General features: G+C 61.9%; 31 protein-coding genes. 16 read left to right on the forward strand and 15 right to left on the reverse strand.

Translation table 11 applies throughout. The annotated features are described in order from the left end of the window. The first annotated feature begins 336 nt into the window (after window positions 1–336). From DDE76_RS03265 to DDE76_RS03275, 3 genes are all read left to right on the forward strand, one after another. Window positions 337–1,650 carry an extracellular solute-binding protein gene (locus DDE76_RS03265; RefSeq protein ID WP_104893595.1) on the forward strand — a complete coding sequence of 438 codons (1,314 nt, stop codon included), beginning with the start codon at window positions 337–339 and terminating at the stop codon, window positions 1,648–1,650. 69 nt (window positions 1,651–1,719) lie between these two features. Further along, the gene (locus DDE76_RS03270; protein ID WP_104893596.1) at window positions 1,720–2,601 is read left to right on the forward strand and encodes an ABC transporter permease subunit; all 882 of its coding nucleotides are present in this window, start codon (window positions 1,720–1,722) and stop codon (window positions 2,599–2,601) included. A gap of 132 nt (window positions 2,602–2,733) precedes the next feature. Beyond that, the gene (locus tag DDE76_RS03275; RefSeq protein WP_245891786.1) at window positions 2,734–3,525 is read left to right on the forward strand and encodes an ABC transporter permease subunit; all 792 of its coding nucleotides are present in this window, start codon (window positions 2,734–2,736) and stop codon (window positions 3,523–3,525) included. Between the two features lie 85 nt (window positions 3,526–3,610). Here the strand turns inward: DDE76_RS03275 and DDE76_RS03280 are convergent, their stop codons facing one another. Continuing rightward, window positions 3,611–4,552: a metallophosphoesterase family protein gene (locus DDE76_RS03280; RefSeq protein WP_157955640.1), complete on the reverse strand. Its 942-nt coding sequence runs from the start codon at window positions 4,550–4,552 to the stop codon at window positions 3,611–3,613. A gap of 62 nt (window positions 4,553–4,614) precedes the next feature. Here DDE76_RS03280 and DDE76_RS03285 point away from each other — a divergent pair, with 62 nt between their 5' ends. After that, on the forward strand, window positions 4,615–5,088 hold the full coding sequence (locus DDE76_RS03285; RefSeq protein WP_245891781.1) for an NUDIX domain-containing protein: 474 nt from the start codon (window positions 4,615–4,617) through the stop codon (window positions 5,086–5,088). Between the two features lie 96 nt (window positions 5,089–5,184). Here DDE76_RS03285 and DDE76_RS03290 read toward each other — a convergent pair whose 3' ends face one another. Continuing rightward, complete coding sequence (locus tag DDE76_RS03290; RefSeq protein WP_104893599.1) at window positions 5,185–6,144, reverse strand: glutathione S-transferase family protein; 960 nt, start codon at window positions 6,142–6,144, stop codon at window positions 5,185–5,187. Window positions 6,145–6,500: 356 nt separating this feature from the next. Between DDE76_RS03290 and DDE76_RS03295 the strand changes: the two genes are divergently transcribed. The 3 genes from DDE76_RS03295 to DDE76_RS03305 all read left to right on the forward strand — a co-directional run bounded on the left by DDE76_RS03295 (window position 6,501) and on the right by DDE76_RS03305 (window position 8,923). Next, window positions 6,501–7,049 (forward strand): GNAT family N-acetyltransferase, encoded by a 549-nt coding sequence (locus tag DDE76_RS03295; protein WP_104893600.1) that lies wholly within the window; start codon window positions 6,501–6,503, stop codon window positions 7,047–7,049. A 75-nt stretch (window positions 7,050–7,124) separates the two neighbouring features. Next, window positions 7,125–7,751: a CoA pyrophosphatase gene (locus tag DDE76_RS03300; protein WP_104893601.1), complete on the forward strand. Its 627-nt coding sequence runs from the start codon at window positions 7,125–7,127 to the stop codon at window positions 7,749–7,751. Continuing rightward, entirely contained in the window at window positions 7,748–8,923 is a 1,176-nt protein-coding gene (locus DDE76_RS03305; protein ID WP_104893602.1) for a CCA tRNA nucleotidyltransferase, read from the forward strand. The genes DDE76_RS03300 and DDE76_RS03305 overlap by 4 nt, the downstream gene beginning before the upstream one ends. A gap of 47 nt (window positions 8,924–8,970) precedes the next feature. On the opposite strand, the gene DDE76_RS03310 is transcribed toward DDE76_RS03305, so the two are convergent. The 4 genes from DDE76_RS03310 to DDE76_RS03325 form a co-directional block, all read right to left on the reverse strand. After that, on the reverse strand, window positions 8,971–9,171 hold the full coding sequence (locus DDE76_RS03310) for a DUF1059 domain-containing protein (RefSeq protein ID WP_104893603.1): 201 nt from the start codon (window positions 9,169–9,171) through the stop codon (window positions 8,971–8,973). 69 nt (window positions 9,172–9,240) lie between these two features. After that, window positions 9,241–10,377 carry an AAA family ATPase gene (locus tag DDE76_RS03315; RefSeq protein WP_104893604.1) on the reverse strand — a complete coding sequence of 379 codons (1,137 nt, stop codon included), beginning with the start codon at window positions 10,375–10,377 and terminating at the stop codon, window positions 9,241–9,243. A 50-nt stretch (window positions 10,378–10,427) separates the two neighbouring features. Continuing rightward, entirely contained in the window at window positions 10,428–11,315 is an 888-nt protein-coding gene (gene hemF, locus DDE76_RS03320) for an oxygen-dependent coproporphyrinogen oxidase (RefSeq protein WP_104893605.1), read from the reverse strand. 17 nt (window positions 11,316–11,332) lie between these two features. Next, a complete protein-coding gene (locus DDE76_RS03325; RefSeq protein WP_104893606.1) occupies window positions 11,333–11,821 on the reverse strand; it encodes a tRNA (cytidine(34)-2'-O)-methyltransferase in 489 nt (162 codons plus the stop codon). 227 nt (window positions 11,822–12,048) lie between these two features. On the opposite strand from DDE76_RS03325, the gene petA reads away from it, so the two are divergent. The 5 genes from petA (at window position 12,049) to DDE76_RS03350 (ending at window position 15,699) form a co-directional block, all read left to right on the forward strand. Beyond that, window positions 12,049–12,576, forward strand: coding sequence for a ubiquinol-cytochrome c reductase iron-sulfur subunit (petA, locus tag DDE76_RS03330; RefSeq protein WP_104893607.1), 528 nt, complete (start codon window positions 12,049–12,051; stop codon window positions 12,574–12,576). A gap of 14 nt (window positions 12,577–12,590) precedes the next feature. Continuing rightward, window positions 12,591–13,841: a cytochrome b gene (locus DDE76_RS03335; protein ID WP_104893608.1), complete on the forward strand. Its 1,251-nt coding sequence runs from the start codon at window positions 12,591–12,593 to the stop codon at window positions 13,839–13,841. Window positions 13,842–13,855: 14 nt separating this feature from the next. Beyond that, a complete protein-coding gene (locus DDE76_RS03340) occupies window positions 13,856–14,710 on the forward strand; it encodes a cytochrome c1 (protein ID WP_104894954.1) in 855 nt (284 codons plus the stop codon). A gap of 232 nt (window positions 14,711–14,942) precedes the next feature. After that, window positions 14,943–15,137: a hypothetical protein gene (locus DDE76_RS03345; RefSeq protein ID WP_104893609.1), complete on the forward strand. Its 195-nt coding sequence runs from the start codon at window positions 14,943–14,945 to the stop codon at window positions 15,135–15,137. A 28-nt stretch (window positions 15,138–15,165) separates the two neighbouring features. Beyond that, on the forward strand, window positions 15,166–15,699 hold the full coding sequence (locus DDE76_RS03350; protein WP_104893610.1) for an adenine phosphoribosyltransferase: 534 nt from the start codon (window positions 15,166–15,168) through the stop codon (window positions 15,697–15,699). Between the two features lie 39 nt (window positions 15,700–15,738). On the opposite strand, the gene DDE76_RS03355 is transcribed toward DDE76_RS03350, so the two are convergent. The 3 genes from DDE76_RS03355 to DDE76_RS03365 form a co-directional block, all read right to left on the reverse strand. Beyond that, complete coding sequence (locus DDE76_RS03355) at window positions 15,739–16,140, reverse strand: GFA family protein (RefSeq protein ID WP_104893611.1); 402 nt, start codon at window positions 16,138–16,140, stop codon at window positions 15,739–15,741. A gap of 64 nt (window positions 16,141–16,204) precedes the next feature. Beyond that, entirely contained in the window at window positions 16,205–16,615 is a 411-nt protein-coding gene (locus DDE76_RS03360) for a VOC family protein (RefSeq protein ID WP_104893612.1), read from the reverse strand. Between the two features lie 113 nt (window positions 16,616–16,728). Next, window positions 16,729–17,946 (reverse strand): MFS transporter, encoded by a 1,218-nt coding sequence (locus DDE76_RS03365; RefSeq protein ID WP_104893613.1) that lies wholly within the window; start codon window positions 17,944–17,946, stop codon window positions 16,729–16,731. Window positions 17,947–18,071: 125 nt separating this feature from the next. Between DDE76_RS03365 and DDE76_RS03370 the strand changes: the two genes are divergently transcribed. Further along, entirely contained in the window at window positions 18,072–18,668 is a 597-nt protein-coding gene (locus tag DDE76_RS03370; protein ID WP_198650823.1) for a TetR/AcrR family transcriptional regulator, read from the forward strand. Window positions 18,669–18,747: 79 nt separating this feature from the next. Here DDE76_RS03370 and DDE76_RS03375 read toward each other — a convergent pair whose 3' ends face one another. From DDE76_RS03375 to DDE76_RS03390, 4 genes are all read right to left on the reverse strand, one after another. After that, window positions 18,748–19,767: a TerC family protein gene (locus tag DDE76_RS03375; protein ID WP_104893615.1), complete on the reverse strand. Its 1,020-nt coding sequence runs from the start codon at window positions 19,765–19,767 to the stop codon at window positions 18,748–18,750. Between the two features lie 150 nt (window positions 19,768–19,917). Further along, window positions 19,918–20,262, reverse strand: a complete 345-nt coding sequence (locus DDE76_RS03380; RefSeq protein ID WP_104893616.1) for a hypothetical protein — start codon at window positions 20,260–20,262, stop codon at window positions 19,918–19,920. 31 nt (window positions 20,263–20,293) lie between these two features. Next, window positions 20,294–20,851, reverse strand: a complete 558-nt coding sequence (locus tag DDE76_RS03385) for a MaoC family dehydratase (RefSeq protein WP_104893617.1) — start codon at window positions 20,849–20,851, stop codon at window positions 20,294–20,296. Next, the gene (locus DDE76_RS03390) at window positions 20,848–21,327 is read right to left on the reverse strand and encodes a MaoC family dehydratase (protein ID WP_104893618.1); all 480 of its coding nucleotides are present in this window, start codon (window positions 21,325–21,327) and stop codon (window positions 20,848–20,850) included. The genes DDE76_RS03385 and DDE76_RS03390 overlap by 4 nt, the downstream gene beginning before the upstream one ends. Window positions 21,328–21,588: 261 nt before the next feature. Here DDE76_RS03390 and ychF point away from each other — a divergent pair, with 261 nt between their 5' ends. Next, window positions 21,589–22,686 (forward strand): redox-regulated ATPase YchF, encoded by a 1,098-nt coding sequence (ychF, locus tag DDE76_RS03395; protein ID WP_104893619.1) that lies wholly within the window; start codon window positions 21,589–21,591, stop codon window positions 22,684–22,686. Here the strand turns inward: ychF and DDE76_RS19480 are convergent. Both DDE76_RS19480 and DDE76_RS03405 read right to left on the reverse strand, forming a co-directional pair. Then, complete coding sequence (locus DDE76_RS19480) at window positions 22,638–23,021, reverse strand: hypothetical protein (protein ID WP_157955641.1); 384 nt, start codon at window positions 23,019–23,021, stop codon at window positions 22,638–22,640. The two genes, ychF and DDE76_RS19480, sit on opposite strands and share 49 nt — an antisense overlap. An 83-nt stretch (window positions 23,022–23,104) precedes the next feature. Beyond that, window positions 23,105–23,920, reverse strand: coding sequence for a phytanoyl-CoA dioxygenase family protein (locus DDE76_RS03405; RefSeq protein WP_104893621.1), 816 nt, complete (start codon window positions 23,918–23,920; stop codon window positions 23,105–23,107). Between the two features lie 47 nt (window positions 23,921–23,967). On the opposite strand from DDE76_RS03405, the gene araC reads away from it, so the two are divergent. Both araC and melA read left to right on the forward strand, forming a co-directional pair. Next, window positions 23,968–24,846, forward strand: coding sequence for an arabinose operon transcriptional regulator AraC (gene araC / locus DDE76_RS03410; RefSeq protein ID WP_157955642.1), 879 nt, complete (start codon window positions 23,968–23,970; stop codon window positions 24,844–24,846). A 118-nt stretch (window positions 24,847–24,964) separates the two neighbouring features. Then, complete coding sequence (gene melA, locus DDE76_RS03415; RefSeq protein WP_104893623.1) at window positions 24,965–26,332, forward strand: alpha-glucosidase/alpha-galactosidase; 1,368 nt, start codon at window positions 24,965–24,967, stop codon at window positions 26,330–26,332. Window positions 26,333–26,399 lie beyond the last annotated feature (67 nt).

Below are 26,399 nucleotides of genomic sequence, written 5' to 3' on the forward strand. Positions count from 1 at the left end.
GGCGGCTCCGTATTGCGCACGTGATGCGCCCGTTGCCGCTCTGGCACGCCGGTCCGGCATGATGGGGTAGTCTTTACCCTATGCAGGCTGGCCAGCGGGTTCGTGTGAAGCGCTTGCACGGCTGTGCAATGTCACCGGTCTGTCGCAGAACCTTCAACCGAGCGACAAGCAAGCTCAATACAGGGGTGCAGGCAGGTCGCAGCCCGGAACGGGCCGGCGAGTTGTGCGCCCGATGTTTCGGATGAGTTCAGTTCCATCCCGGCGCTCACACACAGACAAGGTTTGGCTGGAGCCGGGCAGCTACGAAGGCATGTGCCGGCCCATTGGGAGACAAACATGACCAATCTGAAGAAATCGGCGGTTCTGGCCGCCCTCGCGCTGGGACTGTCCACCACGACAGCCTTTGCGCAGACCGAAATCAACTGGTGGCATGGCATGGGCGGTCACCTCGGTGATGTCGTCAACCAGATCGCGACCGACTTCAACGCGAGCCAGGATGACTATGTCATCACGCCGGTGTTCAAGGGCTCGTATGAAGAGACCCTGACGGCTGCCATTGCCGCTTTCCGTGCCGGCGAGCAGCCCAATGTGGTGCAGGTGTTCGACGCCGGTGCCGCTACCGTGATGGGCGCTGCTGGTGCGACCATCCCGGTGCAGGACCTGCTGCAGGACAATGGCGTCGATTTCAATATCGAGGACTACATCGCCGGCGTGCGTTACTTCTACGCCGACACCGAAGGCAAGATGATCGGCATGCCGTTCAACTCGTCCTCGCCGGTCCTCTACTACAATATGGACGCGCTGACCGCTGCTGGCTTCGATGCGCCTCCGGCGACCTATGAAGAATTCGAGGCCATGGCCCCGGCTCTCAAGGAAGCAGGCTATATCCCGCTGGTCCAGACCCATCTGCCCTGGGAGTTCGTCGAGAACTTCCATTCGCGCCACAACCTGCCGTTCGCCACCAATGACAATGGCTATGAAGGCGCCGATGGCACCGAGATCCTGATCAATTCGCCCGAAATGACCATGCACTTCACCAAGGTGAAGGAATGGCTTGATGCCGATCTGTTCGGCTTCTTCGGCACCGGCTGGGACGACAACCAGGCCCACTTCAACGACGGCGACGCGGCCATGTATATCGGCTCGTCGGGCGATTTCGGTGGTCTGACCGCTGCCGAACTGCCGTTCGAATGGGCCTCGACCTACCTGCCTTACTGGGAATCGATCACGGCCGAGGGCTACCAGACCTTTATCGGCGGCGCGTCGCTGTTCGCCATGGCTGGTCATTCCGACGAAGAGAATGCTGCTACTGCCGCGTTCTTTGAGTACCTGACCTCGCCGGACGTGCAGTATATGTGGCACCGCGAAACCGGCTATGTGCCGATCACCACCGCTGCCTACGAGCTGGCCAAGGAAGACGGCCACTACGAGCGTTCGCCTGCCGCCGAAACCGCCATCCAGCAGCTCTCGCTGCAGGCCGGCGAGAATACCCGCGGCTATCGCATGGGCTTTTATGTGCAGATCCGTGACGTCCAGAACCGTGAACTGGCCCGTTTCCTGAACGGCGAGACCACGATCGAGGACGCGCTGGCGACCATCGAGACAGAAGGCAACGAGCTGCTGTCCCGCTTCGCCCAGACCCAGCAGTAAGCCTTTCGCCAATCCCTCGGCGGCCCGCCTGCGTGGGCCGCCGGTCCCTTGCAAAGCGGGGTTACGATATTGAAGCGCGCCGGGTTCGATTCACGCTGGTTGCCGATCCTGCTGCTGCTGCCGCAGCTCTCGATTATTGCCATTTTCTTTTATTGGCCCGCCGTCCAGGCGCTTCGGTCCTCGTTTTATCTCGAAGACCCCTTCGGTTTCGGCGCGACTTTCGTGGGGCTGGAAAACTATCTGCGGCTGTTCCGCAGCTCGGAATATCTCAAGAATGCCTGGTTCACCGTGATCTTTTCGGTGTCGGTTACCTTCCTGTCGCTGGCGATTGCCCTGTTGCTCGCGGTCAAGGCCGACAAGGTCATTCGCGGCGCCAAGACATACCGGACGCTCTTGATGTGGGTCTATGCGGTGGCGCCGCCGGTCGCCGGGTTCATCACGCTGATCATGTTCAACCAGCGCTGGGGCCCGCTGACCAATTTCTTCGAGCTGTTCGGCTGGGATTTCCGGGTCAGGCTGAACTACAATGACACCGCGATCGCCATGATCATTGCCTCGGTCTGGAAGCAGATCCCGGTCAATTTCATTTTCTTCCTGTCCGGCCTGCAGTCGATCCCGCGCAATGTCGTGGAAGCATCGATGATCGACAACAGGTCCAGCGTGAGCCGGTTCTGGACCATCACCTTTCCGCTGCTGGCGCCGACCGGGTTTTTCCTGCTGATCACCAACATCACCTATTCGCTGTTCGACACCTTCGGCACGATCGACACCATCCTGCGCAACAATCCCGGCGATAACCCGGTGACCCTGGTCTACCGGGTCTATCTCGACGGGTTCCGCGGCCAGGATATCGGCGGCTCCTCGGCGCAGTCGGTGGTGTTGATGGTGCTCGTGCTGCTGCTGACGGTGTTTCAGTTCCGTCTCGTCGAGCGTCGCATTCACTACAATTGAAAGCTGATCATGGCCGATTTGTCCCAGCCCCGCAGCGTCGCCTCTGAAACGCCGGCCCCCCGCCTGCCCGTGGCGCGGGTCAACTGGGGCGCGGTGGGCGACCATCTGATCCTGATCGCCGGCGTCGTCTTCATGGTGGCGCCCCTGCTCATGCTGGTGCAGATGAGCTCGATGCCGGACATCGAGACGATCAAGTCGGGCCCATCATTGCAGTGGGGCGACCAGCTTTGGCCGAACCTGATGAAGGCCCTGTTCGAGTCGATGAGTTTTTCGGGCGACAATACGGGCCTGAACATGTTCTGGAATTCGACCGTGCTCGGCCTGGGCTTTGCCATTGGCAAGGTCATCATCTCGATGATGGCGGCTTATGCCATCGTCTATTTTCGCATGCGCTTTGCCATGATTGCCTTCTGGCTGATCTTTACCACACTGCTGCTGCCGCTCGAGGTGCGCATCGTGCCCTCATACGAAATCACCCAGAAGCTGGGCTTGCTCAACAGCTATACCGGCCTGATCGTGCCGCTGATCGCCTCGGCCACCGCGACGTTCTTCTTCCGGCAATTCTACCTCTCGGTGCCCGAAGAACTGCTGGAGGCTGCGCGTATCGACGGGGCCGGGCCGATCCGGTTTTTTATCGACATTCTGGTGCCGCTTTCCCAGACAATGATCGCGGCCATTTTCATCATCATGTTCGTCTATGGCTGGAACCAGTATTTGTGGCCCACCATGATCATCACGGACGAAAGCAAATACACCCTTGTCCAGGGCATCAAGCAGATCACCCAAGGGCTCGAAGGCAGCCAGCAAGTGCCGGAGTATGGGCGATCCAACCTCCTGGCGATCCTGGCCATCCTCCCGCCCGTTGCCGTGGTCATCTTCTTCCAGCGCTGGTTCGTCAAAGGCCTGACCGAAAGCGACAAATAGTCGGGTCTCGTCTGATCTGGGCAGGCTGTTCCATGGCTGAGGCCGTGCAAACCGGGGTGATCGTGCACCAGCGGGCTGATCGAGGTCAGTAAATCCGCATCTGCATGCGCATGACGATGTCGGCGCCCAGGCGCTGGAAGCCGTATTCGCGCATGGTGCAGCGCCATTCCTCGCCGGATTTCTCGATGCGGAAGAGGTTGTAGCGGGCCGGGTCATCCAGCGTGCCGCCCTGGGCGGCGCTGGCGGCGGCAACGCCGATCACCGGGACCTCGTGGTTCTTGCCGGGAATATGGTGGATCGAGGAGCGGTGGGTATGGCCATGCAGGACCAGCTCGGCGCCCTCTTCGGTGATGACGCGGCGGAAGATGCGGTGGCCCTTGAGGCCGAAGCTGGGATGCTGCAATTCGGCATTGGGCGGGTGATGGATCAGCACGACGCGGAAATAGCCGGCATCACCCAGGAGCTTGAGAATACGCGAGAGGCGCGCGGCCTGCTTTTCCTCGAACCGCCCGATGGCGAAAAACGGCGCGGTTGGCACGGCGCTGGAACAGGAAATGATCGCCACTTCGCCCACGCGGCGGACGAAGGGGAAAGCCTGGCCTTCCACGGTTTCGCCCTTGAGATAGTCGCCCCATTCGCTCTGGGCATATTCCAGCGCGCCGGGGACATAGGCATCATGATTGCCGGGGCAGACCACGGTCTTGTCGGCGCCGCCGAGTTCGCGCAGCCAGCGGCCGGCGCGTTCGACTTCGCTGTCGAGCGCCAGATTGGTGAGGTCGCCGGTGACGGCGGTGAAATCAGCCTGCTGGTCCTGCATATGGGCGACCAGGCGCGCCAGCGTCTCGGTGTTCATCTCGCCGTGGCGCTTGAGCTTCCAGTTGAGAAAGCCGGTCAGGCGTTTGCCCAGAAGATCGCGAAAACCCACCTCGGGCATGGGGGACAGGTGGATGTCGGAAATGTGGGCCAGGGTGATCATCGCGGTGGGTTGTGCCAGAACAGATGGGGCAAGAAAACGTTCAATCGACACAACGCACGATTTTGTCGCGGGCCAAGCTCTGATAGCCAAGAGGCAGAGATGGAGCCAAAACCATGATGAATCGCTTCCAGCGCGTGCGCGCGACCGCCTTTTTGACCCTCAAAGGGCTCTGGCACCGGATGACCGTGGGGTCCCGGGTGATGGTGGTGGATGGCGACAAGGTGCTGCTGATCCGCCATACCTATGTGCCGGGCTGGCAGTTTCCCGGCGGTGGCGTGGGGCCGGGCGAGACCTTCGAGGAAGCCGGGGCCCGCGAAACGCTGGAGGAAACCGGCTATCGGGTGACCGGGCCGATGGAACTGTTCGGGCTCTATCACAATACCAGCCCGGTGACGAACCGGGACCATGTGGCGTTCTATGTGGCCAAGAGCTTCAATTTCGAATTCGAGCGCAAGCCGGACTACGAAATCGCGGAAGTGGGCTGGTTTGACCGCCACAATCTGCCCGAAAAGGTGACCCCGGCGACCAGCCAGCGGATCGATGAATATTTCGATGGCGTGGAGAAGCGGTCGATCTGGGGCTATTGAGGTTTACCCCTGCCCCGCTTTGCCACGGCCCAGTGGGCCCAGCGACGCTACCTCCCCTGAAAAAGGGGAGGTGAACGCCGAGGGTAACCGAAGACCTCAATCCAGGAACGGCAGCTCGGGGCCGATCGGCACGATGCGGTGCGGATTGATGGTGGTGTGGCTCCAGTAATAGTGGGTGCGGATATGGTCGAGATCGACCGTTTCCTTGACGCCCGGAACCTCGTAGAGCGCCTTGAGGTAATGGCTGAGGTTGGGGTAATCGGCGATGCGCTTGCGGTTGGTCTTGAAGTGGCCGACATAGACCGCGTCGAAGCGCACCAGGGTGGTGAAGAGCCGCCAATCGGCCTCGGTGATGGTGTCACCGGTCAGGTAGGCGGTTTCGCCCAGCAGACCCTCAACCCAGTCAAGCGCGTCGAAGAGCTTGGTGACCGCCTCGTCATAGGCATCCTGGGTGGTGGCGAAGCCGGACTTGTAGACGCCATTGTTGATGTCGTCATAGACGCGCGCATTGATCTCGTCGATGCGGGGGCGCAGGGCCTCGGGATAGTAGTCGTCGGTATTGCCGGTCAATTCGTTGAAGGCCGAATTGAACATGCGGATGATTTCCGAGCTTTCGTTGGACACGATGGTGCCGGTCTCCTTGTCCCAGAGCAGCGGAACAGTGACGCGGCCCGTATAGTCCGGCGCAGCCTTGGTATAGACCTGCCAGAGCTTTTCCTTGCCGAACAGGGCATCGCCGGTCGAACCTTCGCTCTTGTCGAAATTCCAGCCGGTTTCGTCAGGCATCTTGTGCGCGACGACCGAGACCGAAATCAGGTCTTCCAGTTGCTTGAGCTTGCGGAAAATCAGGGTTCGATGCGCCCAGGGGCAGGCCAGGGATACATAGAGATGGTAGCGATCCGCCTCGGCCGCGAACCCGCCTTCGCCCGAGGGGCCGGGGCTGCCGTCGGCGGTAATCCAGTTGCGGAAGCCAGCCTGCGAGCGAACGAATTTGCCGCCGGTCTTGCTCGTGTCATACCACTGGGTCGACCATTTTCCGTCGATCAACTGTCCCATTGAAACTGCCTTTCGGTCATCTTGCTGTCGGCATTTGCGGATTGAATGACCCTGCCGGTTGGATCGGTTTTCGCCCCTTAGCTATGGACTGAAGCGGCAAGCAAAAAGGGTCCTGACGGCAACACACTGTTGCGCAATCGCGAAACGGTTGCGCCGGACGCCAAGGAATTCGGAAGCATGGCCCCAATATTCCCATTTACGACCAACCGCGTGGGTGCTAATCGGGTTCCAGACGTGGAGGCGTCCAGGATGGTGAAGGTTTTGCAGATGAACCGACGACCCTAGTTGGTCGTTCAGAGCGGAGGGCCGGTGGCCGATCCGCACGTTTTCCTGCACACTTTCCCTGGATCAGACCCATGACCACGCTCGTTGCGGCCGAGGCCGCCTCTTCCCCTGCAGCCGGCCAATTGACCGTTCGGGCCGCTACCGCGGCCGATGATGTGTTTGTCGATGAACTGCAGGCCATTGCCTTCGGCCCGGGCCGGTTTGCGCGCACGGCTTTTCGAGTGCGGGAAATGTTTCCCATAGACCCGAGCCTGAGCCTGATTGCGGAAGTGGATGGCACTGCCTGTGGCTCAGTCTGGATGACACCGATCAGCGTTGACGGGCACAAGGGCTATCTGCTGGGGCCGCTGGCGACCCACCCCAATTTCCGCAAGCGGGGCGCGGGCAAGCTGTTGGCAAGGGAAGTGGCCAAGCTGGCGCTGGCGCGCGGCGAGGGTGAGTTCGTGCTGCTGGTGGGCGACCAGGACTATTATTGCCCGCTGGGCTGGGACATCACCACGCCGGGCAATATCCAGTTTCCCGGCCCGGTCGACCCAACGCGCGTCCTGCTGCTGGCCGAGGACAAGAGCCTGGCCAAGTCGCTCAAGGGTGAAATTGCTGCGTTTGACCTTGAGCCGTGAGGCCAAAAGGGGGTGCAGGATGGGAGCGGGATGACTACATTCCTCTCATTGCTATGAAATCATCCCGGGTGCGCCTTGGCTCCAAGTTCCGAAATTGTCCGGCTATTGTCGCCCAGGCTGCTGGTTGACCCGCCAGACCCGCCGCCGGCGCGGGGGCTGGTGCCCGACTGGCAACCTCTCAAGCCGTTTGAACGGGCGCCCGTGCCGGCAGCAGTGCTGATCGCGCTGGTGCGGCGCCCGGAAGGGCATACCGTGCTCTATACCGAGCGATCCCCCGATCTGCGGGCGCATTCGGGCCAGGTGGCCTTTCCCGGTGGCAAAATCGACGGATCGGATGATGGTCCCGCTGCGGCGGCCCTGCGCGAGGCCAATGAAGAGGTGGGCATGATGGCGCGTGATGCGACCATTCTGGGCTATATGGAGACGTATTATACCGGCACCAATTACCTGATCACGCCGGTGGTGGCCGAGGTCGATCCGACCGGGCCTTTCGTGCCCAATCCGGGCGAAGTGCATTCGGTGTTCGAGGTGCCGCTGGAGCGCATTCTGGACGCCCGGAGCTATGGGCGGTTCCGCATCAGCCGCGGCGGGAAAGAGCATTCGACCTGGCAGATCGACCATGACGGGCATGTCATCTGGGGCATTACCGCCAATCTGACCCGGCAGTTCCGCGATCTGGTGGTGGGCGAGGTGGCTGCGTGATACCGGATCGGCTGGACGGCGCGGAATGGCTGGATCGGCCAGAGGTGCAGGCGATATTCGCGGCGCTTGATGGCTCAGCAGGCAAGACAAGGGCCGTGGGCGGGGTGGTGCGCGACAGCCTGATCGGGCGGATGCGCGAACACGCCGATATCGACATGGCGACCGAACTGCTGCCGGTTGCGGTGATGCAGCGGGCCAAGGCGGCAGGGATCAATGCCTATCCGACCGGCATCGAGCATGGCACGGTGACCTTGCGTCTGGATGAAACGAGCGTGGAAGTGACGACGCTGCGCCAGGATGTGGCGACTGATGGCCGGCACGCCGTGGTGGCCTTTGGCACGGACTGGGTGGCCGATGCGGCGCGGCGCGATTTTACGCTCAACGCGCTTTACTGCTTTGCCGACGGACGATTGTTCGATCCGCTCGGTGGCGCCGGAGACCTCATCAATGGGCGGGTGCGCTTTATCGGCGATGCAACGCAGCGGATCGCCGAGGATGGTCTGCGCGTCTATCGGTTCTTCCGGTTCTCGGCCAGTCATGGGGGCGAACAGTTCGATCCTGAGGGGTTGGCGGCGTGCCAGGGTGCGGCCGATGAGCTGGACCATATCTCGCGCGAGCGGGTGGGGGCCGAAATGCTGCGCATGCTGGCCTTGCCGCGTGTTGCAACCACGCTGGCCCTGATGGATCGGCTGGGCCTGGTGCGTCTGGCGCCGGGCGCGGTGCCAGCGCTACAGCGCTATGAGGCGCTGGGCGGGCAGAGCGCGGCGGCGCGACTGGCCATGCTGGGGCGCGATGACCTGGCCCAGCGGCAGGCGGACTGGCGGCTGAGCAAGGCCTTGGTCGGGCATGCCGAACGTATTGCGGAATCATCTGCGCTGTTGCGGCGCGGCGATATTGGCTGGGCCGCCTACCGGTTCGGCGAAGATGCCGTGGAGGGACTGGCGGTTGCGGCGGCCGAGGAGGGTTGGCCGCGCGAACAATTGGCAGAGCTGGCCCGCGATATGGGGCGGCTGCCGGTGGCTCCATTGCCGGTTGGTGGCGCAGATCTGGAAGCGCGGGGCATGAAGCCGGGACCTGACATGGGCGCGGCACTGGCCATCATGGAGCGGGCCTGGGTGGAAAGCGAATTTTCGGCCAGTCGGGACGCATTGCTGGAGCGGATTTTCCACTAGCGCGGCGCGGGCCAATGAAAAGCCCCGGAAAACCGGGGCTTGAATGATCAGTGCCTGGTCTGGCGGCCCATGTCGTCGACATCAACAATACGCTCCTTGATGCGTTCGACCATATCGGGCCGCACTTCGGATTCGCCGTTGAGATTTCGCATGTTTTCGACCGCACGCCGCACAACTTCGGCCTCAGTTTCGGCTTCGGCGCGCCAGGTAGACCCTGGAATGAGTGTGCCGGAATCAAAGCGCTTCATGGCTGAACCTCCTTGTGTCACTCCCTTTGGCGGGTCTGACGGAACGCAGCGATGTCCAAAAGGTTCCCGCTATTCGTCCGGGAAGATGCCGATGTCCGAGAGTCCCTCGATCCAGGTTGCGCCATCGCGGCGGATAACGGTGCGCGGGACAATGCCGGTCTGATCGGCGATGGCGTTGGCCAAGGGCACGGAATGCGTGACCACCCACACCTGGCTGCGGGTTGCGGCGTGGGCGATGGCACGCGCCAGGGCCGGCAGGAGATCCGGGTGAAGCGAGGTTTCCGGTTCGTTGAGCGCGATGAAGGGCGGCAGGCGGTAGGCGAGCAGCGCACCGAGCAAGGCCAGGAATTGCATTGTGCCATCGGACAGTTCGGCCGGGCCGAATGCGCGATGCGGTATTTCGGGAAAGCTCATGGAAAAACTGGCATCGCGTTCCGGCGGCGGAACGTTCAGCCGGGCGCCGGGAAAGGCCTGGTCGATGGCTTCGTCGAGATCGATTGTGTCCCCACGGATGTGCCGAAGCGTCGCCAGGACGGCGCCCAGATTGCCGCCATCGGCATCCAGCGTTGGGGCGGTGACGCCCAGGGATGGGCGGCGCAGGGGCGAATCCGGATCGGTCCGGAAGCCGTGATAAAAGCGCCAGGACGCGAGCAGGTGGCGGACAGCGTCGAGTTCGGGCAGGGCGCCGCGCAAGGCGGAGAGGGCGGTTTCGCTGGCGAGCAAGGGATGATCGAGCTGGCGCATGCGTCCGTCCTGATCACGATACCAGGCCGCCGGCCCCTTGCGCTCGAGCAGCGTGACAGTCCGCCGGCCGGGCAGGGTGAGGCTCTCGGCCTTGATCTTGGGCTCCTCGGAGAAGATAGCCTCATAGCGGCTGTCGCCATAGCCAATTTCCACCGAATAGCGCGGCAGGAAGGCGGCCTCGTCGTCTCCGGGCAGAATGGTGTCGAGACCCACATCCAGAGCCAGACGTGGCTTCTCATTGGCGCGGCGCTGACCGGCCCACATGGCGGAGGCAAGGCCACCCTCGCGAGCAAGGGACAACGCCAGGTCGCCGGTGGCGGAAGCATGCACCAGTTCGAGCGCACGATAGAGGTTGGTCTTGCCCACGCCATTGCCGCCGACCAGCACCGTAAGCCGCCTCAATGGAAAGCGGATCGAGCGGATCGAACGATAGCCGGTGATGTCGAGATCGCTGATGGACATGACCGAATCCTAATGTCGCCGACCCGGTCGTGCCAAGCTTGGGAAAAGTATCAGGGCCACTTCACCGCGGGCGGCATGGAGGAGAGGATCGAATTGACGTTGCCACCGGTCTTGAGCCCGAAGGTGGTGCCGCGATCGTAGAGCAGGTTGAACTCGACATAGCGGCCGCGGCGGACGAGCTGTTCGTCGCGCTCGGCTTCGGACCAGCGCTTTTCGAAATTGCGACGGACCAGCTTGGGGTAGATGCCAAGAAAGGCCTCGCCAACGGCCTGGGTGAAGTCGAAATCGGCGTCCCAGTCGCCGGAATTGAAGTGATCGTAGAAAATGCCGCCAATGCCGCGATGCTCATTGCGGTGCGGCAGGAAGAAATAGTCGTCGCACCAGGCCTTGAAGCGTTCATAATCCACCCCGGGGCGGCCTTCGCAGGCGGCCTGCATAGCGGCATGAAAGTCGATTGAGTCGGGGTCTGTCTGGGTCCGGCGATTGTCAAGCACCGGGGTGAGATCGGCGCCGCCGCCCCACCATTGCTGGCCGGTGACGATCATGCGGGTGTTCATGTGCACTGCTGGAACGTGGGGGTTCCAGGGGTGGATGATGAGCGAAATGCCCGAGCTCCAGAACGCCGTGCCGGCCTCGGTGCCCGGCATCTGCTTGGCAAAATCCTCGGAGAAGTTGCCGTACACGGTGGAGATATGCACGCCGGCCTTTTCGAAGACCCGGCCATGCAGCATCGACATTTCGCCGCCGCCACCGGCCGCACGGTCCCAGGGGGTGCGTTCGAAACGGCCCGGGGCCATTTCGGCATGGGGTCCGGTGACTTCGGCCTCGATGGTTTCGAGTTCGGCGCAGATTCGGTCGCGCAGCGTCCGGAACCAGGCGCTGGCGGCGGTCTTTTTCGTCTCGATATCGGCAGGGAGGGTGGGGGCTGGCGCAGTCATGGCGGGGAAATGGACCTTCAGCTCTGTTCTGTAAAGGGCGTCATGCCGGGCAGGGTGCCGGTCTGGCGCAATGCTTCGCCCAATATCATGGCGCCGGCGATGGCCACATTGATCGAGCGCAAGTTGGGGCGCATGGGGATGCGCAACCGCAGGTCCGCGGTTGCGGCGACGCTGTCGGGGACGCCGGCGCTTTCGCGGCCTAGCAGGAGTATGTCGTTGGGCAAATAGGCGGCTTCATAGGCAGACTGACTGGCCCTGGTGGTCAGGAGGACCAGGCGGCGGCCCTGTTCATGTCGCCAGTCCTGGAAGGCGGCGAAGCTGTCATGTTCGGCAAGCGCCGCCTTGTCCAGGTAGTCCATGCCGGCACGGGTCAGGTTGCGGTCGGTGAGGGCAAAACCGGCAGGATGGATGATGTGGACCTTTACCCCCAGACAGGCGCCAAGCCGGAGCAAGGTGCCGGTGTTGGCGGCGATGTCTGGCTGGTAAAGGGCCAGGTCAATGGACATGTCAGGCGGCCTCACGCGTGATGGAGCGCCCGGAAATCCGGGCTGGCTCGGGTATAGTGTCGCAGTTGTGCGCTGTCACGGCACCTGCACTGGACAAGCGACCATGACAGTGCAAAAAGGACGGACCTGACGGGCCGCTTGAGGGCGCACGGCAGTCGATTCTGCGTACGCGATCGACCAGTCCGGGGCCGGCCCCGTCAAATGTGCATGTTACGGGGATACGGACCTTGGCCACGCAAGCAGAACATTCATCCACCAACCGGCGGGACTTTCTTTATGTCGCCACCGGCGCCGTCGGCGCGGTCGGCGCTGCCGCCGTGGTCTGGCCGCTGATCAACCAGCTCAACCCCGACGCTTCGACCCTGGCCCTGGCCAGTATCGAGTTCGACGTTGGCGCGATTCCCGAAGGGCAGTCTGTGACCATCACCTGGCGTGGACTGCCGGTGTTCGTGCGGCACCGGACCGCTGCCGAAATCGAGGAAGCCCGTGCGGTTCCGCTGGCCGATCTCAAGGATCCGCAGACCGATGAAGAGCGCGTCAAGGAAGGTCACGAGCAGTGGCTGGTGATGATCGCGAACTGTACCCATCTGGGTTGCATCCCGGTTGGTGAATCGGGCGATTTCGACGGCTGGTTCTGCCCCTGCCACGGCTCGCACTATGACTCGGCCGGGCGCATTCGCCGTGGCCCCGCGCCCGCAAACCTGGTTGTTCCGCCCTATGAATTCGTCAGCGATACGCTGATCCAGATCGGTTAGTGGGGGCTTTTCCGATGTCCGAACATTCTACCTACACTCCCGGAAATTCCGTCGAGAAGTGGCTCGATGACCGCCTGCCGGTGGTCCGTTTCGCCAAAGAACACTTGATGGACTTCCCCACGCCCAAAAACCTCAACTACTGGTGGACCTTCGGGGCCATCCTGGTGATGTGCCTGGGTATCCAGATCGTGACTGGCATCATTCTCGCCATGCACTACACGCCCAATGTCGCCATGGCGTTCGACTCGGTCGAGCATATCCGCCGTGACGTGAATGGCGGCCGCATCATCCAGGCCGTCCACGCGGTGGGCGCCTCGATGTTCTTCGTGGCGCTTTATATCCACATGTTCCGCGGTCTCTATTACGGCTCCTACAAGGCGCCGCGCGAGATCATCTGGATCCTGGGCGTGCTGATCTTCATCCTGACCGTTGCCACTGCATTCATGGGCTACATCCTGCCCTGGGGCCAGATGTCGTTCTGGGGCGCCACGGTGATCTCGAACATCTTCTCGGCCATTCCGGTGGTCGGCGAGAATATCAAGCAGCTCGTGCTGGGCGGGTTTGCCGTGGGCAACCCGACGCTCAACCGCTTCTTCTCGCTGCATTACCTGCTGCCCTTCGTGATTGCGGCCATTGTCGGCCTGCATATCTGGGCGCTGCACGTGCCGGGCAACAACAACCCGATCGGCGTAGAAGTGAAGGAAAGCCGCGACACCGTCGCCTTCCATCCCTACTACACGATGAAGGACCTGTTCGCGATGGTGGTCTTCATGATCCCCTTCGCCTGGTTCGTGTTCTTTGCGCCGGATATCCTGGGTCACCCCGACAACTACATCATGGCCAATAGCCAGGTGACGCCGGCCCATATCGTGCCCGAATGGTATCTGCTGCCGTTCTACACGATCCTGCGCGCCATCGACTTCAACGTGCTGTTCATCGACTCCAAGCTTGGCGGCGTGATCGCCATGGGTGGTGCTCTGGTCATGCTGCTCATCTTGCCATGGCTCGACACTTCCAAGGTCCGCTCGGGAACGTTCCGCCCGATGTTCAAGTGGTTCTACTGGCTGTTCGCGATCAACTTCGTGGCCCTGACCTATCTGGGTGCGCAGCCGGCCGAGGGCATCTACACGGTGCTGGCCAAGGTCTGCACGGCCTACTACTTCATCTACTTCCTGGTGGTGCTGCCGGTGCTTTCGCGCATCGAGACGCCGAAGCCGCTGCCGACCAGCATTTCCGAGAGCGTTCTCGGCAAGGCACACGCGTGATCGGGGCGATAGACATGTTCAAGACCAAGTTCATCATCGCCGCTGTCGCCGCCATGGTTGGTTTGACCAGCGTGTCGGCCCAAGCCGCCGAAGCTGGCGCACCGATCGAGCGCCAGAACTGGAGCTTCGCGGGTATCTTCGGCACCTATGACGAAAATCAGCTTCAACGTGGCTTCCAGGTGTTTCGTGAAGTCTGTGCAAGCTGCCACGGCGCCAGCCTGATCGCCTTCCGCAATCTGAGCGAACCGGGCGGTCCGGGTTTTTCGGAGGAGCAGGTCAAGGCGCTCGCCGCAGAGTATGAGGTTGAGGATCCAACGGCCGAAGGTGGCCGCCGCCCGGGTATCCCTGCCGACCGCTGGCCGTCGCCATTTGCCAATGACCAGGAAGCGCGTGACGCCAATGGCGGTTCGCTGCCCCCGGATTTCTCGGTGCTGGCCAAGGCTCGCGGCGTGACCGACCCCTTCCCGACCTGGGTCTTCAATTACTTCACCGGCTACCAGGAAGGCGGCGCGGACTATATCCACGCCCTGCTCAATGGCTATCACGACGAAGTGCCAGAGACCGCGCCAGAAGGTTTCGAGCTGGCCGAAGGCAAGTATTACAACGACTACTTCCCCGGCCACGCCATCGGCATGGCACCGCCACTGTCTGATGGCCTGGTGACCTATGAGCCGGGTGAAGATGGCGTGACCGTTCCTGAGACTGTCGAGCAGTATTCGACCGACGTGGCTGCGTTCATGATGTGGATGGCCGAACCGCACCTGGTCAGCCGCAAGCAGACCGGTTTCGTGGTGTTGCTGTTCCTGGTGCTGTTTGCCGGCCTGATGTACGCGACCAAGCGCAAGCTCTGGGCCGGCATCGAGCACTGATCACGGCGGTGCGTCGCGCCGCCAAAACGCACTACCGGGGGCGTCTTTAGTGGACCAAGCCGGGAGGCCACGCTCCCGGGGGATGCACTGAAGCTTTGAAGGGGCCCGGAAGGGCCCCTTTGCTTTTTTGCCTCGTCGCAATGAATTGCTCTTGCCGCAGCGGTCCGCCCCTTGCCTTTGCCGGTCTCAGTCGCGATATTGCGTCCAGTCCGGGTTGTTAGAGGAAACCGCGATGTCCGCCGTTCGCCTTGCCGTCACAATGGTCAGCACTGCAATAGCCGTCAGCCGCCATCCGGCTGTCCGTGCTGGCGTGCAGGCCGTGGTCAACAATCCCAAGGCGCGTGAGACGGCGATCAGCACCACGCGCAACGTGGCCTATAATGCGGGCGTCATTGCCCGGCACGTCCTGGGCCGCAACAAGACCTGACTTTCCATTCCAACTGACAAGGCCATTGATGTCGCTCGACCTGAAGTCGCTCGTCCGTACGATTCCGGATTATCCCAAAAAGGGTATTCTGTTCCGCGATATCACCACGCTGATCGAGCACCCCGAAGGATTTCGGGAGAGCGTGGAGCGGATTGCCGCGACATATCGGGGCAAGGGCATTACCCATGTGGCCGGGATCGAAGCGCGCGGCTTCATTTTCGGCGCGGGCGTGGCGATCGCGCTGGGTGCTGGCTTCGTGCCAATTCGCAAAAAGGGCAAGCTGCCCGGTGAAACCATCGGGCAGAACTATGCGCTCGAATATGGGGTCGACACGATCGAGATTCATGCCGACGTGGTGGGGTCGGAGCACAAGGTGTTGCTGGTGGATGACCTGATCGCCACCGGGGGAACCGCTATTGCAGCGGTCGGCCTGCTGCGGCGCACCGGTACAGTATGCGATGACGCTGCATTCGTGATCGACCTGCCCGAAATCGGCGGTGCAGACAAGTTGCGCGCCGAAGGCATCGCAGTGTCGTCCCTGATGGCGTTCGAGGGGCACTAGGGGCGCGATGGCGCCGGGTCCCGTGCGGTCGTGACCCTGCTACCAACCGGTGCGTCCGTCCAGTTGCGTCACCTCGATCCTGGACCAGTCCAGATCGTCGACGAGGCGGAGGTTGATCGCCTGCTTGCGCGTGGCCGGAATGGCCTTGGGGTCGTCGCCCTTGGGCGTGCCGTCGTCATTGTAGAGTGATGACCAATCGGGGGATTCGCCCCAGGTCTGCATGCCGCAAGTGCCGCAGAAATAGTGCTGATGCATATCCGGGTTGGTCGAGTACAGGCGTTCGCCGGCGCGCGAGAGGAATGTGAGTTCTCCGGGCGCATAATAGGACCAGACGGCGCCCGTGCGCGCACAATAGGTGCAGTTGCATTGGCTGCCATGGGCGGGGTGCCCGGGCAGGGCGATGCGCGTGGCGCCGCAATGGCAAGACAGTGTAAGGGTCATAGGTGCGCTCCTTCCGGCGAATGCAAGAAGGATGGCGCCAGGCGCTGACAGGCTGTGTCAGCACTCAGGCGGCCTGCTCAACCTCTCCGGCCAAATGATGTTGGCGCTTGTCGATCAGGCAGAACTGATTGCCCTCGGGATCGCGCATGACCGTATAGGTGGGCAGAACGCGGTCAACGGAGGCTCCCGCCAATTTCAGGCGCTCGACCTCTGAGGCCCGGTCTTCGACCTCTACATCGAAATGGACCCGATTGTTATCCGGACGTTGCCCGTCGACATTCTGGAAGCAGATGGAGGGGCCGGGGCCATCAATCATCAGGATTGCGGGCGCGTTGGGATCGAGGCCCAGAACCTGACTTGCGGCCGGATCCGTTTCGGGCTCGCGCAGGGTATACCCCTCCAGCAAGCCGGCCCAGAACGGGGCCAGGACGGATGGTTCAACACAATCAAAGACGATTTCATGGATGGCGCCCATTTGGCCTGTCTCCCTGTCGTTTGACAATTCGTTAACGGGCAAATGCGGCAAGACTGGTGCAAGGGCCCAGGTGGCCTCTCGGGGTCCTTGCACCGGCTCGGGAAGATGTCGCGCTATTGGGCGGGTTGCGGCGACGGGGTGCCGCTCCTGGGCACTGTGCCGCCCAATTGACGCTGCCCCAGAAGCACGGTTGCCAGCGCCAGGAATCCGGCAATGATGGAGACCCAGAAGCCGTTTTGGGCGCCATAGGTGTCAACGACCCATCCGGCCACGAAGGCCCCGAGCGCCATGCCGATACCGATGCCGGTGATGACCCAGGTGATGCCTTCGGTGAGGAGGGCGGCCGGAACGCGCCGCTCGATCAGGCCGAAGGCGGTGATGAAGGTGGGCGAGATGGCGATGCCGCTGACAAAGACCGCGAAGGCGAGCAGAATAACGGTATCGGCAAAGAGCAGCGGAATGGTGGTGATGGCCACCGTGCCCACGGCGATGGCCAATTGACGCTGCATGGGCATGCGTATGGTCATGGCCCCCATGATGAGGCCGACGACGAAAGATCCGGCGGCATAGACGCCGATCACCAGGCTGGCCGCGCCCGGTTCGCCGAGGGCCTCGGTGATCGCGACGGCGCTGACTTCGGCGGTGGCGAAAATGGTGCCGACAAAAACGAGGGCCAGGGTGACGATCTGCACGGGGCGTTGGCGAATAGCCGAGCCGGTCGTGCTATCCGCCGATGTCGAGGGCGTCGGTTCGGTGCCGCGCTGGGCAATGAAGGAAAGGCCACCCATGGCCAGGGCGGCCGTGCTGGCCAGCATGCCGGCTTCGGGAAAGAGCGCAACGCTGAGGCCGACCGAGAGCGAGGCACCGGCAATATAGACCAGCTCGTCGGCGGCCGATTCGAAGGCGAAAGCCGTGTTGAGTTCGGGCTGGTCGCGGAACAATTCGCTCCAGCGGGCGCGAATCATGGCCGGGAAGCTGGGCATGAGCGCCGCCACGAAGGCGGTCACATAGAGCGTCCAGATCGGCCAATCCTGGTTGACGGCGAGCATGAGCAGGGAGAATGCAACAACGGCAATGAGCGTTGTGGGCAGCAGGACCCGGGTCTGACCGACGCGGTCCACGAGGCGTGAAATCTGCGGGGCCAGCAGGGCGTTGGTCAGGGCGTAGGTGGCCGAGACGGCCCCGGCAAGCCAGTATTCACCATGGGCCTGGGACAGCATGGCGACGATGCCGATGGGCGCCATGGCCATGGGCATGCGGGCCAGGAAACCAGCGGCGGCGAAACCCTTGGCGCCGGGCGCGCGAAAGATTTCCGAATAGGGGTTGGGCATGTCAAAATCCTCGACATTTGATAAGCCGCGACCTAGTGCATATTTATACGCGGCGTATGTGAGTGGGTAATATCATACGCGACGTATGTCAATTGGCATACGAGACGTATGCATTTGAGGTTTGAATGGCTGTCAGGACCAGAGGCGAGATGATCGCCGAGACACGCGCAAAGCTGCTGGCGGCGGGGCGCAAGGCATTTGGCGAGATCGGCTATGCCGATGCATCAATGGATGATTTTACCGGGAAAGTCGGGCTGACGCGCGGGGCGCTCTACCACCATTTCGGCGACAAGCGCGGCCTGTTCGAGGCGGTGATTGCCCAGATCGACGCAGAGATGACCGTGCGGCTCAAGGCGCGTGCGGCCAAAATGCGGACGCCTTGGGAAGGCTTCATCGAAGAGGGGATCGGCTATATCGAGATGGCGCTGGAGCCGGAAATCCGCCGAATCGTCCTGCGCGATGGCCCCGCGGTGCTCGGCGATCCGGCAAGCTGGCCGACAACCAATGGCTGCATGACGGCGATGAAGGAGTGCCTGGCGGAGCTGGCCGAGGATGGCGTGATCCGGGATGTGGACCTGGAAGCGACGGCCCGCATGCTCACCGGGGCGTCCTGCTATGCGGCGACCTGGATTGCCAATGCCGAGGATCCGCAGGCCATATCAGACCGCGCGACGGCTGCGTACCGCCGGCTAGTTGAGGGGCTACTGCGAGAGCCGCAGTGAGCGAGCAGAAGACAGACAAACAGGAAATAGGCCGGCGTCAACCGCCGGCCTTTGTCTCATATTGTGAACGACGTTGTCCTCAGGGTTCCAACTGACCGGTCTTGGGCTGGTCTTCGGCGCTGATGTCGGGCTCGTTGCGCGTCTTCCAGAGCGAGTAGAATACACCGCCAGCCAGGATCGCGATGGTGACGCCAAGCGAGAGCATAGTGTCGATCTTGATGCCCAGGGGCACGAGGAAGATCTTGATGCCGATGAGCACCAGGATGATTGCCAGCGAGATCTGCAAATAGCGGAAGCGGTTCATCGCCGCGGCGAGGGCGAAATAGAGCGCGCGCAGGCCAAGGATGGCGAAGATGTTGGAGGTGTAGACGATGAAGGTGTCCTGGGTCACCGCAAACACGGCCGGCACAGAGTCCACGGCAAAGATCAGGTCGACGATTTCGACCATGATAAGCGCCACGGCCAGGGGCGTCAGCCAGGTCACCAGCTTGCCGGTCTTGGGATCGGGTTCCTTGACCGCGAAGCTGCGGCCGCGCAACTCATTGGTGATGCGGAAATGGCGCCGCAGGAATTTGAGGATCTTGTTGTTCTCCATGTCCGGCTCTTCGTCGGAATGGGAGAACATGCGGATGCCGGTGAAGACCAGGAAAGCGCCGAACAGGAAGAGGATCGCTTCAAACTGGTGGACGAGGGCAGCGCCCACACCGATCAGCACGGCTCGGAACAGGATCACGCCCAGAATGCCCCAGAACAGCACGCGGTGCTGATAGAGCCGGGGTATGCCGAGGAAGCCGAAAATCGTGGCGATGACGAACATGTTGTCCATCGCCAGTGACTGTTCGATAAGATAGCCAGTGTAGAACTCGAGGCCGGATTGTGCCCCGCGGCTGAACCAGACCCAGGCGCCAAAGGCGATCGCAATCAGGACATAAAAGCCATAGAGCAGCAGGCTCTCCTTGGCTTCGATCTCGTGCTCATCGCGGTGCAGAATGCCGAGGTCAAAAACAAGCAGAGCTATGACGATCGCGATGAACGCGACCCAGAAATAGGTTGGTGTGCCGAGAAAATCGCCCGAAAGGGCGGCAAGAAGCGATTCCATCGCCGGACCTTCTCCATGTAATTGAGTGGAGCAGTTCCGACATCGCCATAGCAAGGAGCTATGACCAGAGGGGCCCGGCACTGCCGCCTCTAAATGCGGCAAAAGACGAAAAAGTTCAACCCCTGCTTTTGGGGGAGAGCGGGGACCGGCCTAACGCGGATTGCAGAGCATGACGATGGCGTCGGCGGTTTCGAGCTGCAAGGCTGTACCAAAATTGGCGTCATCGACCAGCCGGCCAGCCTGGATGGCTGCATTGGCACGCAGATTGCCGTCGTTGAAACCCACACCGTCCTGATAGGGCGTCAGGGTGCCTGTGCCGGAATTGGGATCGTTGGCGACGCGCGAGGCCCAGCCATAGACCTGGCCATAAATGGTCAGGATGCCGGCGCGATTGGTGGTGGCATCGCGGCAGCTCCAATTGCCCTGATAGGCTTGGGCAAGAGCCGGCGTGACGGACAGAACGGTGAGGGCGAGGCAAAGGGCGAATCGGCGCATGGCCAGAGCATGCCGATGCACCGTGACACGATCAAGAGGCGCGTCTGATCAGCTTTCCGAGAACGGGGATCTTGGTGATCCCGAGCAGGATGCGCAGCTTGAGTGGCATGACATAGTCCCGCAGCTTGGAAAAGCCGACCAGATGGGCCTCATAGACCAAGTCGCCGCGCTGGTTGACGGCCGTGAGCTGGTTAAACAGCAGACCCCAGCCGGGAATGGAATTGGATGGGCGCTTGTCGGTCACAACCAAGGTGTAGGTGACGGTGTCGCCGGGGCGCACGGGCGCCTTGAAATCCATGGCGTTGACGCCGGGGGAGGGGCCGGAGACGCCGGGCTCCTGGCCCAGGCCGCGCAGGCGTTCCTCTTCGGCAAATAGCGCATCAACCATCTTGCGGTGTCCGACGCTGACCGTGTGCCAACCTGAGGCGATCAGGCCGCCGAAATGGCTGTGCTTGGCCAGTTCGGGGTCGGTGTGAAAATATTGCGGGTCGTAGAGCGTGGCGAAGCGGATGATCTCCTCGGCGGTGAAGGTGTGATCGCCGAGCGGAAAGGCTTCGTTGAGCGTGATGTCCTCGAACCAGCGGGTCATGCTGCCGCCTCCGGCGTGCGGCACTCAACCAGATTGGCCAGCCGCATAGTCAGCACCGGCTTGTCCTTCTGGTTGCGGACGTCGAAGTCGAGCGTGACAATGCCCCATTGGGGGTGGCTTTCGGAGCGACGCAGCCCGGCAATGGTGACTTTGCCGCCAATTGTGTCGCCGACCATGACCGGGGTCTTCCATTTCAGGTCGCGAAAGCCCAGGCCCCCGCAGGAGGCGATGGTCGAGAGGAAGCTGTCGACCAGCATTCTGAGGCTCAGCGCCCCGGTTTGCCAGCCACTGGAGGCGAGGCCGCCGAGCAGGCTCGCCTTGGCCGCTTCCTCGTCGAGATGAAAAGGAAAGGGGTCGAACTCGCGCGCGAAGGTGATGATCATGTCCTTGGAGACGGCGGTGCGGCCCAGATCGATGACTTCGCCCATAGCGAGGTCCTCGAAGTGACGCCGATCTTTCGTGACAGGATTGGTCATTTTCTTGCCCTATACGTCAACGATGCTTTTGGCATGTTGCGGCGACGGGGGCAAGGGAGGTACCCCTCATCCGCCCTTCTGGCACCTTCTCCCACGAGGGGAGAAGGGGGGCAATGTGCCTGTCCGAACGCCGGCTCACCGCTCGCCCCTTGTGGGAGAGGATGGATCGCCCGGAGGCCGAGACGGGTGAGGGGTTCGTCAAACATTGACATCTCCCCCAATCCGACCCAAGTGGAGCGCAACATTTTCCCGGAGATACCCATGGGCTTCAAGATGGGCATTGTCGGCCTGCCGAATGTCGGCAAGTCGACGCTTTTCAACGCATTGACCCGTACTGCGGCTGCGCAGGCGGCCAATTTCCCGTTCTGTACGATCGAACCCAATGTGGGCGAGGTCTCGGTGCCCGATCCGCGGCTGGAAAAGCTGGCGGCCATTGGCAAATCGGCGCAGATTCTGCCGGCGCGCATGAGCTTTGTGGATATTGCCGGCCTGGTGAAGGGCGCTTCGCAGGGGGAAGGCCTGGGCAACCAGTTCCTGGCCAATATTCGTGAGACTGATGCCATTGCCTATGTGCTGCGCTGCTTTGAAGACAGCAATGTCATCCACGTTTCAAACAAGGTCGACCCGCTTGCCGATGCCGAGGTGGTCGAGACCGAGTTGATGCTGGCGGACCTGGAGAGCCTGGAAAAGCGCCGGCCTGGCGTGGAGAAAAAGGTCAAGCAGAACGACAAGGACGCCAAGGTCACGCTGGAGCTAATCGACCGCGCGCTGGCCGTGCTGCGCGAGGGCAAGTCGGCCCGTTTCGTCAAGCGCGATCCGGAAGAAGAAAAGGCATTCAACGAGCTGCAGCTTCTGACCAGCAAGCCGGTGCTCTATGTGTGCAATGTGGACGAAGGCTCTGCAGCGACAGGCAATGAATATTCCAAGAAGGTGGAAGACTATGCCGCAGCCAATGAGGCGGGCGTCGTCATCATCTCGGCGGAGATTGAGAGCCAGCTCGCCCAGCTTCCCGATGAGGAGCAGGCGGAATATCTGGAGTCGCTCGGACTGGAGCAGCCCGGCCTCGATCGCCTGATCCGCTCGGCCTATGATCTGCTGCACCTGCAGACCTATTTCACCGTCGGCCCCAAGGAAACGCGCGCCTGGACCATCCATCGCGGTGACAAGGCCCCGCAGGCGGCCGGCGTGATCCATACCGATTTCGAACGCGGTTTCATCCGCGCCCAGACCATTGGCTACGAGGATTTCGTGACCCTGGGTGGCGAAGTGCCGGCCAAGGAAGCGGGCAAGGCGCGCGACGAGGGCAAGGACTATGTCGTCAAGGATGGCGACGTGATGCTGTTCAAGTTTAACGTCTGACCCGGTTGGGCATTATCGCATTGAGAGGAAGCCGGCGGCTGCGCGAAACGCAGTGCCGGCTTTCCGTTTTTTCGCGTGACGCGGTAGTCGACCAGATCGCCCCAGTCGGCCTGCCAGTGCGCCGGTTCCTCCAATAGAACGAAAATTGCCGCAAGGTCCTGTTGCAGGCGCAACAGGGCGGCGCGGAAAAGCACCAGGTCCGGCGCGCTTTCGAGTTCATCTGCATCGCCCAGGATAGAGGCAAGCAGTGTGCCGCCGTCCTGCCGGATGCGTACCAACACAGCCTGGGATGGCAGGTCTGCCGCGTCCATCAAACGATAATATCTGTCGCGCATGGCACGCTCCAATTGCCATGCGAGTCTGATCCGGTGCGGTTACGAACGGCCTATTCCGGCCATACGGGAAAATCCGCTGGTGGCTAGTGGGGGCCGGTGGGGGCTGGCTGGGCGGTGCCGCAGGGACCACCATCCATGTTGATGGCGATATCCATCTTGTCTCCAGCGAAACTGATGGCCTCATACCAGTGGCTGATTTCGACGGTGCTGGCCGGCACATAGTGGAAGATCAGCGAACGGCGGAAGCGGTCTGCGCTGGTATTGGGTGTCGAGCCGTGGATGACGCTGCCATTGAAAAAAAGCACATCGCCGGCCTTGAGGTTCATCATGCGTGGCTCATGTCCGGGCGGGGGCTCGACATGATCGGAGGTGAAGAACAGCGCCGGATCGGACGGTTCGGGGCAGGCAATGCCGAGACTGTTGGTCCCGGGCACGCACATCATGCCGCCATTGCCTTCGTCGGCATCGTCGACGGCGATCCATGCGGCCAGGCAGGTGCCTGGCTTGACCCGCAGATAGAAATTGTCCTGATGCAGATCCTGTCCACGGGCGCCGGGCGGCTTGAAATAGAACATGGACTGGCAGGCATAGGGCGCTTCGCCAAAAAGTTCGGCCAGAATTGGCTCAAGGCGGGCGTCGAGCATGTAGCGGCGGGCAAGCGGGCCGACCGGCTTATCGTCATGCTTGTGCGGATGCATCATGCGCGGATAGCGCGCCAGCGGGTCGTTGCCCGTCGGACTGCCGCTGCGCATGTCGGAGAGGCCTGGAACAGGGCCTTCGCTGGCCTGAGCCATGAAGGTTTCGCGGATCAGGGCAATTTCGTCAGGGGCGATCAGGCCGCGCAGGGCCAGGAAGCCGTCTCGCGCATAGGCGGCACGCTGTTGGCTGGAAAGGGTCATGGGCAGTCCTCCTGTGCTCAAACATAATGGCCACACGGAGCGGCGCCATGGCCTGGCCTGCCGAAGACATGTATTATCCTGCTATGAAAGCAACCGATGAAACCCCGCATGATGACGTCCTGCGCCTGCTGACGGGTCATTTTGATCAGGCCGCGGGTTATCGGGCCTATCGGCCCAAAGGCGTCGGAGATTGGCTTCTGGTTCTGACGTTGTCCGGCGGTGGGCGGTTTGGGCATTTGGGCGGCAGCTTTCACACCGCCCCCGGGGACTGGGTGTTGCTGCCGCCCGGAACGCCGCATGACTATGGCGTTGCCGACGACGCTGAGCGGTGGGAACTGGTATGGGCGCATTTTCAGCCACGCGCTGACTGGCATGACTGGCTACGCTGGCCGCGCGTGGACGGCGGGCTGAGGGTGCTGCGGCCTGAGGGAGACCAAGGCCCCCTTGTTGCGCAATTCCTGCAGGTGCACGACCTGCTCGGCAGTGGCCAGCGCCGCGCGGAGGCGCTGGCGATGAATGCGCTGGAAGCGCTGCTGTTGCAATGCGATATGCATAATTCGCCTGAAACGGGCGATCTGGATAGGCGCGTGCGGCGGGCCATGGCATTCATGGAGGCCCATTTGTCCGAGCGTGTGAGCGTTGAGGATGTCAGCCGGGAGGCCGGGCTGTCGCCATCTCGATTGTCGCATCTGTTTCGTTCCGAAACCGGGCAGAGCGTGCAGGGCTATCTCGAGGGCGTGCGGTTGCGACGGGCCGGTGACCTGTTGCGGCGTACAAGCTTTCCGATCAAGCAGATCGCAGCAGAGGTGGGATTTGACAGCCCATTCTACTTTTCGCGCCGGTTTAGCCGCGCAACAGGATACAGTCCACAGGCCTTTCGGCGCTGGAGCGGGCAGTCCCGCGGTGTCGCCGAGCAGGATTCTTAGAAAACCGGAATAAAGGCATTCTATCCCGGATTGCATCATCGGCGATGAACGATAGCATTGGGAACAACGCGGCAGGAGGAGCCGCAGGCCGGTCCCGGCCCACTACGGAGCATCCCCAATGGCAAACCCCAAAATCACCTTTATCGGTGCTGGCTCGTCCGTGTTCATGAAGAACATTGTCGGCGACATTCTGCAACGTCCTGCCCTGACGGGTGCGGAAATCCGGCTGATGGACATCAATCCGACGCGCCTGGAAGAAAGCGCGATCATTGCCGGCAAGCTGGTCAAGACGCTTGGTGTGCCGGCTACGGTCAGCACCTATTCGAACCAGCGCGAGGCGCTGGATGGCACCAATTTCGTGGTCGTCTGCTTCCAAATCGGGGGCTACGACCCCTCCACGGTGGTCGATTTCGAGGTGCCCAAGAAATACAATCTGCGCCAGACGATTGCCGATACGCTTGGCGTGGGTGGCATCATGCGCGGCCTCAGGACGGTGCCGCATCTGTGGAGCATTTGCGAGGACATGATGCAGGTCGCGCCCGATGCCGTGATGCTGCAATATGTGAACCCGATGGCCATCAATACCTGGGCGATCGCGGAAAAATACCCATCGATCAAACAGGTTGGCCTGTGCCACTCGGTACAAGGCACGGCCATGGAGCTGGCGCACGACCTCGATATTCCCTACGAGGAAATCCGCTACCGCTCGGCGGGCATCAACCACATGGCGTTCTATCTCAAATTCGAGCATCGCCAGCCGGATGGGAGCTACAAGGATCTCTATCCCGAGCTGCATCGCGCCTATGCCGAAGGCCGGGCGCCCAAGCCGGGCTGGAACCCGCGCTGCCCCAACAAGGTGCGCTATGAGATGATGACGCGGCTGGGCTATTTCGTCACCGAAAGCTCGGAGCATTTTGCCGAGTACACGCCCTATTTCATCAAGGAAGGGCGCGAAGACATCATCGAGAAATTCGGCATTCCGCTTGATGAATATCCCAAGCGCTGCGTCGAGCAGATCGCGAAGTGGAAGCAGACCAGCGACGACTATAAGAAGGCCGACCGCATCGAGGTCAAGGAGAGCAAGGAATATGCCTCGTCCATCGTCAACTCGGTGTGGACCGGGGAGCCCTCGGTGATCTATGGCAATCTGCGCAATAACGGCGTCATCACCTCGCTGCCCAACAATGCTGCCGTGGAAGTGCCCTGCCTGGTCGACGATAACGGCCTGCAGCCGACCTATATCGGCGAATTGCCGCCTCAGCTCACGGCGCTGATGCGGACCAATATCAATGTGCAGGAACTGACCGTGCGGGCGCTGGTGGAACAAAAGCGCGAGCACATCTACCATGCCGCCATGATGGACCCGCATACGGCGGCTGAGCTGGATCTGGACCAGATCTGGAACGTGGTCGACGACCTCATAGAGGCGCATGGCGAATGGCTGCCCGAATGGGCGCGCGGCCCGCGCAAGGCGGCTGTGGCGTAGGCAAGGATTGCAGGAGTTCAGGCCCCGGTGTGAGCGCGCCGGGGCTTTTTTTTATTCATAGCGTGTC

This window comes from Devosia indica (assembly GCF_003056405.1).
GTDB classification, from domain to species: Bacteria; Pseudomonadota; Alphaproteobacteria; order Rhizobiales; family Devosiaceae; genus Devosia; species Devosia indica.